Source organism: Lutimaribacter saemankumensis, from assembly GCF_900100005.1.
GTDB classification, from domain to species: Bacteria; Pseudomonadota; Alphaproteobacteria; order Rhodobacterales; family Rhodobacteraceae; genus Lutimaribacter; species Lutimaribacter saemankumensis.
The window spans coordinates 1-8414 of the sequence record NZ_FNEB01000024.1 but is presented as its reverse complement, the minus strand read 5'-3'; the positions used below and the strand labels follow the sequence as shown (position 1 = coordinate 8414).

Genomic DNA, 8414 nt, shown 5'->3' with positions numbered 1-8414 from the left:
GTCAGATTAACTTAGCTTGAGGCGGGCAGGGGGCTTTCGTAGCCCCTCAAGATGTCCAAACGCTCGCCTTTCAAGTATTTCAAAACCAGCCCCGAGATCATTCGCCTGGCGGTAATGCTCTATGTCCGGTTCCCGCTATCGCTCAGAAACGTAGAAGACCTGCTGCGCGAACGCGGCATTGATGTCAGCCATGACACCATCCGGTTCTGGTGGAACAGGTTCGGGTCGATGTTTATGTCTGAGATCCGCGGGCGACGTGTTCAGCAACTGCGTGCCTTTTCGCGATGGCAATGGGTGGCATGTCGACGAGGTCTTCGTGAAGATCAACGGCGAGCGGCACGACCTCTGGCGAGCTGTCGATCATGAAGGCGAGGTGCTTGAGAGCGTCGTCACTAAGCGAAGAAACAAAAGCGCCGCTGCGCGACATGGGGTGCGAGGATCGGCAAGCTTGCGGTCGTTGGCTGAACAACCGCGTTGAGAATTCACACCTTCCATTCCGACGACGAGAGCGCGCGATGCAGCGCTTTCGGCGAATGCGAAGTTTGCAGAAATTCGTCGCCGACCATTCCTCCGTCTTCAACCACTTCAACCAGGATCGCAGCCTCTCCAAACGGGGCCACTCCAAACAGAACCGAACCGCTGCTCTGGCCGAGTGGCGCGATCTCTGCGCGGCAAAAGCGGCAGCCTCACTGTCCTTGCAGAGACGAGTTCGAATTAGACTGACAGCACCGTTCAGATTGGCAAACGTCGACCTCTTAGGGCCAACACGTACTACTCTGTTTCCGATCACCAAGGATATACAGCGGCCGCGCCTTGCACAAAAGGCAGCAAAACGACGGCTGGGTCAGTGAGAAACCCCTGATTTACGGAGCGCAGCCGTGATCTCGCGTCTGAAATTCTGATCTACAAATGGGAACGCCCGGAAGAAGCGTTCAACAGAGGTTCCAGGCCGTCTTCGCAATGCGTGGTCCGCCCAAAAAGTAGCCTGTTCTTTTCCACCGTTCATCTGGTGCGATGCGGCCGCAATCAATGCGATCAAGTAGTGGGCGCCAGGTGCCCGTGCCGCGCGCTCGCTCCAGACTGCGGCTCGCTTTGTATCGCCGTTGACTAGATAGGCCAGCGCCCGCGTCGCCTGCATCGCGTAAAGAAATGGATCCAGCGGGCTCAAGTCGATCGCTGTCTCGACGTGCCTTAATGCATCGCACCCTCGGCCAGCGATGGCGTCGGTCCAGCCGCGTGCGTAGTGACCTTGAGCGAAATTCGGACTGAGATTGACCGTTCGATCTAACCAACCGAGTCCGGCCTCCGGCACGCCCTCTAACCAATGCGCTCGCGCAAGATTGAAGCACCCCATGGGGTCAAGCGGATCGAGTTCCACACTTCGTTCCGCGAACTGGCGTGCCTCTTGCACATCGGCCTCTCGATTCTGCGAGTAGTTTAGAAAAGCACACTGGAAACTAGTGAAGGATCGCGCAGCGTAGGCGCGAGAGAAGTCTGGATCCTGCTCGATTGCCTTGTCGAACCATGCTGCTGCGGCCATGTTGTCAGCTTTGTTGAAGCGATACATATGCTGGAGTCCGACATGGTAGCGCGCCCAGACATCGAGGCTTTGCGGCGAGCGCAAGCGCGCTGCTTCAGCCTCCTGCATTGGGATGTGCAATTCCAAAGCGCTTACAACGCTTGCCACGATCTCCGACCTAATATTGTGAACATAATCCAGTATTCCTTGGAAACGCTCACCCCAGACAACACTCATGGTCCGCACATCAGTCAATTCTACGGAAACGGCGAGATTTGTTCCAAACATCTCCACTATTCCGCTGAGGCAATAACGTGCCCCGAGGGTCGAGCCGACGGCCGCCAGATCGGAATAGCGATCTCGAAAGCGAAATGTCGACCCACGCGCGAACACCTTCAGCCAGCGCAGTCTAGAAAGTGACGCGATCAATTCGGCGGGAATAGCATCGGCTATTGCAGTGTGGCCGCCGGTTTGACCCAAGAACCGGAATGGTAGGATTGCCAAAGATGGACGGCCAGAAGCTCGGTCGGCTTCCGCCTTTTCCAGAGATGCCGCGGGTTCTCCCGGAGCGACACCTAACAAGGCCACGGGCTCAATAAAGCGGAATCCGCGCCCACGCAGGGTTCTTACCATGCCTTGAGTTTCACCGTCGTCTCCCAACGCGCGCCTCACGGATTTCAACGCTGTTGAAATCGCCGCATCGGTGACAAAGCGACCACTCCACGCCTTTTCGATCGCTTCGTCTTTGGTGATTACACGGTCACTGTTCTCAACAAGGAGGCACAGCAGCGAAAAGGCGCGCGGTTCAAGAAATACTTCTTCGTCGCCTTTATGAAGCTCGCCGCTAATCGTATTCAATTCGAAGTCTTTGAATCGGAAAAGCATGCTCCATCGTATCAAATCCTCAAGAAACAACCATAGAATCCTCAGCTTCACCCCAAGCAACATGGTGCTGTGTATGGGATGCTTGAGAACGGTCCGGAGATTTCGGCCCGAAATTATGGGAAGAGGAGAGGCACAATGCCACTAGTAGACATTCAGCTGATCGAGGACGTTTTCACCCCCGAGCAGAAGAAGGAAATGATCGAGAAGATTACCGATGTGATGGTCGGCATCGAAGGTGAGGCGATGCGCCAGGTGACCTGGGTCAGGGTACAGGAGTTCGCGTCAGGTGCATGGGCCATAGGGGGTAAGCCCCTTTCGACGGCCGACGTAAAGGCCCTGGCCGCAGAATAGGTTGGCGAGCGTCATGGCGCCCGATGCGTCGGGCGCCATGACGTTGCTTGTATCAGGAATGCGAAAGATGTGCCATGCTCAGCGCACAGGCCAACGGGAGATCAAGGTATGAGCTTACGGAACACGACGGGAAGAGGTTTGCTTTACGAAAATGTGCTCGACACGGTAGGGAATACACCCACCATCCGCATCAATCGCATCGCACCCGATCATGTCTCGGTCTTCGTCAAGGCTGAGGCCTTTAATCCCGGAGGATCAATCAAGGACCGGCTTGCACTCAACATCATTGAGGCAGCCGAGCGTGAAGGCCGCTTGAAGCCAGGACAAACTGTGGTTGAGGCAACATCAGGAAATACTGGTATTGGACTTGCCATGGTTTGTGCCGCAAAGGGTTACCCGCTTGTGGTCACAATGGCTGACAGTTTTTCCGTTGAAAGACGAAAATTGATGCGTTTTTTAGGCGCGAAGGTCGTGCTGACCCCAAGGGCGCAAAAAGGCTTCGGTATGTACATCAAGGCCAAGGAACTTGCTGAAGCAAACGGCTGGTTCCTCGCCAGCCAGTTCGAGACCAAGGATAATGCCGATATCCATGAAGCGACAACGGCACGAGAGATTCTAAGCGATTTCGATGGAAAGCGGCTCGATTACTGGGTCACCGGGTACGGCACTGGCGGGACGGTTTCAGGCGTGGCTCGAGCGCTGAGAGCAGAGCGGCCGGAGACAAAGATCATCCTGACGGAACCGTCCAACGCAGCCATCGTATCGTCGGGCTATGTCAACAAGCGAAACGAGGCGCATCAACCAATCGAAAGCCACCCGAACTTCGAGCCGCATCCGATTCAGGGATGGACGCCGGACTTCATACCTTGGGTGTTACAGGAAGCGATCGACAAGTCCTACTACGACGACCTTATCCCTATCCCCGGGTCCGAGGGCATCGCATGGTCTCGGCGCCTTGCCGCAGAGGAAGGCATTTTTACGGGCATTTCCGGAGGCTCGACCTTCGCGGTCGCAATGCGTCTGGCGGAGAAAGCCGAGGAAGGCACGGTGATATTGGTGATGCTGCCAGATACCGGCGAGCGTTATCTCTCCACGCCCCTTTTTGACGGGATCGAAGAGGAAATGACGAAGGACGAGCAGGTGCTCTCGGCTTCGACGCCATCGGCACAATTGATTTCCGAATAGCCATGCCGCAGAAACCAAGCGCTTAGTTTTAGGTTGCTCTACAAGAATTTATTCAAACGCTTGCTCGGGCCGCATTGCGGTCATCGGCGCATGCTGCAGCTAATGAAGGCATCGAGCCCAGAGCGGACAGTGCTGGAAAGCCTCGATACTTGCTTTGCAGTAATTAAGCCCCTCGGTTTTTCTTTCGGCTCTGTGCCTGAAGAGCAGATGCGGGAGCCAAGAAGATCATGATCTTCCAGGCGTTGAAGCCTCGTTCGAACTCTGCCGCGGCGTCTCCTATGCCGATCAACCCCGCAATCTGAGCCCCCAGCCAAAAAAAACAACGTGCCTGAAACAAGAGCGCAGACCACGATCAACTCTGGTAACAGCGTGCATTTACAATCTGCAGAGACTTTGCTTTGTGATGCAGAAAGCTGCTGCACTCCCTTGTCCGAACACAAGAGCCGCGGAATAAGTTGTGCCGGGCGGATGCCGCGGTCTAGGCTCGGACCATCCAGGGCTCATCGGGCCGTCAAAGCGGTGGACAAGCAACCATGACCAGAACCGTGACAGGTGGACAGGCCATCGTCGATGCGATTTCAGCGCATAATGTGGATACGGTTTTTGCGCTGCCGGGCGTTCAGACTTACCCTTTGATGGACGCGCTCAAGAAGGCCGAGAATTCGATACGGGTCATCGGCCCAAGGCATGAACAGGCCGCGGCCTACATGGCCATGGGCTATGCAAGGGCGACGGGGCGGCCCGGGGTGTTTTCGGTCGTGCCGGGGCCGGGTGTTTTGAACACCGGGGCCGCGCTGTGTACCGCTGTCGCGGTAAACGCGCCGCTGTTGCTGCTGACAGGCGAGGTGCCGTCGCCGTTCCTTGGGCAGGGGCGCGGCCACCTGCATGAAATTCCCGACCAGCGGGCGACGCTGGCCTCGTTCATAAAATGGGCCGAGCGCATTCCCAACGCGACGGCCGCCCGCCCGCTTGTGGACGAAGCGTTCCAGCGGATGCAGGCAGGGCGGCCCGGACCGGTGGCTCTGGAAATGTGCTGGGATACGATGGCGCAAACCGCCCCGGTCGTGGATCGCGTGGCGCCTGCACTGTCGTGCGATGCCCCGGCTGACCCCTCGATGATTGACAGGGCCGTCGATCTGCTCAGGGACGCCAAACGCCCGATGATCATGGTCGGTTCGGGCGCGCAGCATGCCGGGGCCGAAGTGCGCGCGCTGGCCGAGATGCTCGACGCGCCCGTCACCGCGTTTCGCGGCGGGCGTGGCATCTTACCGGCCGATCACCCGCTCTGCGTCAATTCGGTTGAGGCTTACGAGTTGTGGCGCGACACCGATCTATTGATCGGCATCGGATCGAGATGCGAATTGCAGGCGATGCGCTGGCGCGGGATGATGGATGCATCCGACCGGCTTGCCCCGCCGCGCAAGCTGATCCGCATCGAAATCGAACCCGAAGAACTGCTGAGGCTGAAACCCGATGTCGGCATCGTCTGCGACGCTGCCACCGGGGCAGGCGTGCTCGGGGATGCCCTGTCGCGCGAAGGCATCTCGAAAACCGGCAATCGGCAGCGGATCGCACGGGCGCGCGAAAAGGGGGCCGAGCTGGTAAACGGGGTGCAGCCGCAGGTTTCCTATCTCGAAGTCATCCGGCAGGCCCTGCCGCGCGACGGCATCCTTGTAAAGGACATGTGCCAGGCTGGCTATGCGTCCTATTTCGCGTGGCCGGTTTACGAACCGCGCACCTACATCACCTCCGGCTACCAGGGAAACCTGGGCTATGCCTATCCGACCGCGCTGGGTGCAAAGGTCGGCCGCCCGGACAGGCCGGTGGTCGCGATCCTCGGGGATGGCGGCTTGATGTTCGCAGCGGCCGAGCTTTCGACGGCGGCCCAGCACGGCATTGGCGTGGTCGCGATCGTGTTCAACAATCGGGCCTACGGCAATGTCAGGCGCGATCAGATCACAAATTTTTCTGGCAGGACGGTCGCCAGCGACTTGCCCGGCGTCGATTACGTGAAACTGGCCGAGGCCAATGGCGTAAAGGGATACCTGGCCAGCTCGCCTTCGGAACTGGCGCCGCTACTGGAACAGGCAATCGCGGCGGATGTGCCGGCCCTGATCGAGGTCCGCGTCGACCCAGACGAAGAAGTAAGCCCCTGGCCGCTGATCGTGCGCCCCGATGTTCCCTATTCCGGCGACTAGCGTTGGCCGCGGAAAGCGCCGGTCGACCGTTTCATGCGCTGCCGTCTGATTGAACTGCGTGAACTGGCATGCAAGATGGAATGATCTTGCAAGGAAGCATGCCGATGACCGAGATCCCAAAACTGTTCCAACCCCTCAGGATACGGGGCGTCGAAACCCGCAACCGCGTCGTCATCTCGCCTATGTGCCAATACTCGGCACATGAAGGGCACATGGATGACTGGCATCTTGTGCAACTGGGCCGCTTCGCGATTGGGGGCGCCGGCATCGTGTTTACCGAGGCGACCGCCGTGCAAAAGGCTGGTCGCATCACGCACGGGTGCCCCGGGCTTTGGGCTGATAGCCAGATTCCGGGTCACGCACGGATTGCCCAATTCGCGCTGCGGAACGGTGCCATTCCGGCGCTCCAGCTAGGGCATGCGGGACGTAAGGCAGGGATGCAGCGGCCGTGGTTCGGCAATGGCCCGCTGAACGACGCGGATATCGCCCGCGGCGACATGCCCTGGGCGCCGGTCGGGCCGAGCGCGATGCCGGTTGCCGATGGCTGGCCCGTTCCGCATGAGCTGTCGGTGTCCGAGATCAAGGCCCTGATCGACGACTACGTGTCCGCGACGCACCGCGCGCGCGAGGCCGGCTACAGGATCGTCGAAATTCACGGCGCCCACGGTTACTTGCTGCACAGCTTTCTGTCGCCGCTCTCGAACAGGCGCAAGGACGCCTATGGCGGGGATTTGACCGGGCGCATGCGGCTTGCCCTCGAAATCGCCGAAGCGGTGCGCGGCGCCTGGCCGGAAGACCTGCCCTTGTTCTTTCGCACCTCGGCGGTCGACGGGTCGCCCGACGGGTGGCGCCTCGAGGACACTGTTGTGCTGGCGCGTGCGCTCAAGGACATTGGCGTCGACGTGATGGATTGTTCCTCAAGCGGCATCGCCGGGGCCGCAACGGCTAGTGGCTCGCAAAAGCGGCAGCCGGGGTTCCAGGTTCCCTATGCTGATCGCGTCCGGAGCGAAGTCGGCATGGCAACGATGGCCGTGGGCCTGATCACGCACCCTGTGCAGGCCGAAAGCATTCTTGCTGACGGGTCTGCGGATCTTATCGCCATCGCGCGCGAGGCGCTGGTCGATCCGCAATGGGCGCTGCATGCCGCCAGAGATCTGGGCCACGACACGGACTTCGCGGAATGGCCCGTACAATCGGGCTGGTGGCTCGCCAGCCGTCAAAGGACATCGGATTTCTATAAGCCCTGAAGTCGTGAACTTCTCGTTGGTGAGCGCCTTCTGGTTCACAAAAAAGGAGCTTTCGGAGGGGCTGCATATCTTACCTTGCCGATGAACCGTTTTGGTTATGCACAGGCGCGGAGCAAGATACTGAAGTCGCTAGCCGTGTAGCCCGGGATGATAACGCATGGTGCTAGGTCAATGCTTCGCTATGTGGGATGTCGCATGCCACCCGTTCGGGGCTCAGGCAAGGTAGGAAGCTGTATTGGTTACAGTCGCGTAGCTGCCGTTCAGCGCCCCCATTATTGTGGCGTGAACAAATTCTGCCGGCACTGTAACGTTGCCGAAAGAGGTTTCCTTCGCACCGCAAGCATCTTCTATGACGGTCACATCGAACCCGAGGTCGCGTGCCGCACGTGCCGTCGCGTCGATACACATCTGTGACATCGCTCCGCAAATCGTGACGCTGGTTACCCCCGCATCGCGAAGAAGAGCTTCCAACCCGGTATCGTGAAAACTGTTGGGCCTGTGTTTCAGAACTGTAGTTTCATCACCTTGCGGTGAGACTGTATCATTGATCCTTGCACCATCCGTACCTGCGACGAAGAACGGCCCACCTTGCGGCATTTCGTGGTGCACATGGACAATCACATCCTTTTTCGCCCGGGCTGCCTTCAAGAGTCGTGCTGCATTGCCAGCAGCCTCTGCCATATTGGCAACGGGCCATTTTCCACCTTCGAAATAATCATTCTGGATATCCACAAGAATAAGAGCAGTCTTCATGCTTCGGCCTCTTTTCCGGCAGGTTACGTTCTGTAAGCACCGCATGATGTGGCGAAGTTGCCTGCAGTCAAGCCTCACTCGGCAAAACAAAAACTGCTGACAGAAGGGTGAGCAACTTAGAAAGCCCTAACGCTGTGAGTTGCGTTTGAGCGTGGCCCACACCTGCCGATGAGCGGAATGTACGTCGGAGCGCCGCCAAGATGCGGGCACCGTCGGGCATTAGCGTTGAGAGCGGCTGTTTACAGATGAGACAGCCGCTCCTGACCACCGTTCGAG

Annotated in this window: 6 protein-coding genes and 1 pseudogene; 5 read left to right on the top strand and 2 right to left on the bottom strand. The window is 58.7% G+C overall.

The window, feature by feature from the left end:
- Positions 1-51: 51 nt before the first annotated feature.
- Positions 52-683 (top strand): annotated as a pseudogene (locus tag BLT50_RS18495) (IS6 family transposase); the annotation flags it as partial.
- Positions 684-844: 161 nt separating this feature from the next.
- On the opposite strand, the gene BLT50_RS18490 reads toward BLT50_RS18495, so the two are convergent.
- Entirely contained in the window at positions 845-2404 is a 1560-nt protein-coding gene (locus tag BLT50_RS18490) for a winged helix-turn-helix domain-containing tetratricopeptide repeat protein (RefSeq protein WP_090030748.1), read from the bottom strand.
- A gap of 135 nt (positions 2405-2539) precedes the next feature.
- Between BLT50_RS18490 and BLT50_RS18485 the strand changes: the two genes are divergently transcribed.
- The 4 genes from BLT50_RS18485 (at position 2540) to BLT50_RS18470 (ending at position 7385) form a co-directional block, all read left to right on the top strand.
- Entirely contained in the window at positions 2540-2755 is a 216-nt protein-coding gene (locus BLT50_RS18485; RefSeq protein ID WP_090030744.1) for a tautomerase family protein, read from the top strand.
- 108 nt (positions 2756-2863) lie between these two features.
- Positions 2864-3940: a PLP-dependent cysteine synthase family protein gene (locus BLT50_RS18480; RefSeq protein WP_090030742.1), complete on the top strand. Its 1077-nt coding sequence runs from the start codon at positions 2864-2866 to the stop codon at positions 3938-3940.
- Between the two features lie 533 nt (positions 3941-4473).
- A complete protein-coding gene (locus BLT50_RS18475) occupies positions 4474-6138 on the top strand; it encodes a thiamine pyrophosphate-dependent enzyme (protein ID WP_090030740.1) in 1665 nt (554 codons plus the stop codon).
- A gap of 104 nt (positions 6139-6242) precedes the next feature.
- Positions 6243-7385, top strand: a complete 1143-nt coding sequence (locus BLT50_RS18470) for an NADH:flavin oxidoreductase/NADH oxidase (RefSeq protein WP_090030746.1) — start codon at positions 6243-6245, stop codon at positions 7383-7385.
- Positions 7386-7598: 213 nt separating this feature from the next.
- Here BLT50_RS18470 and BLT50_RS18465 read toward each other — a convergent pair whose 3' ends face one another.
- On the bottom strand, positions 7599-8138 hold the full coding sequence (locus BLT50_RS18465; RefSeq protein ID WP_090030739.1) for a cysteine hydrolase family protein: 540 nt from the start codon (positions 8136-8138) through the stop codon (positions 7599-7601).
- Positions 8139-8414 lie beyond the last annotated feature (276 nt).

Excerpts from the sequence above, each read along its gene's own strand:
- BLT50_RS18465 (WP_090030739.1), bottom strand. The coding sequence starts at position 8,138 with ATGAAGACTGCTCTTATTCTTGTGGATATCCAGAATGATTATTTCGAA.
- BLT50_RS18480 (WP_090030742.1), top strand. The coding sequence starts at position 2,864 with ATGAGCTTACGGAACACGACGGGAAGAGGTTTGCTTTACGAAAATGTG.
- BLT50_RS18470 (WP_090030746.1), top strand. The coding sequence starts at position 6,243 with ATGACCGAGATCCCAAAACTGTTCCAACCCCTCAGGATACGGGGCGTC.
- BLT50_RS18490 (WP_090030748.1), bottom strand. The coding sequence starts at position 2,404 with ATGCTTTTCCGATTCAAAGACTTCGAATTGAATACGATTAGCGGCGAG.
- BLT50_RS18485 (WP_090030744.1), top strand. The coding sequence starts at position 2,540 with ATGCCACTAGTAGACATTCAGCTGATCGAGGACGTTTTCACCCCCGAG.
- BLT50_RS18475 (WP_090030740.1), top strand. The coding sequence starts at position 4,474 with ATGACCAGAACCGTGACAGGTGGACAGGCCATCGTCGATGCGATTTCA.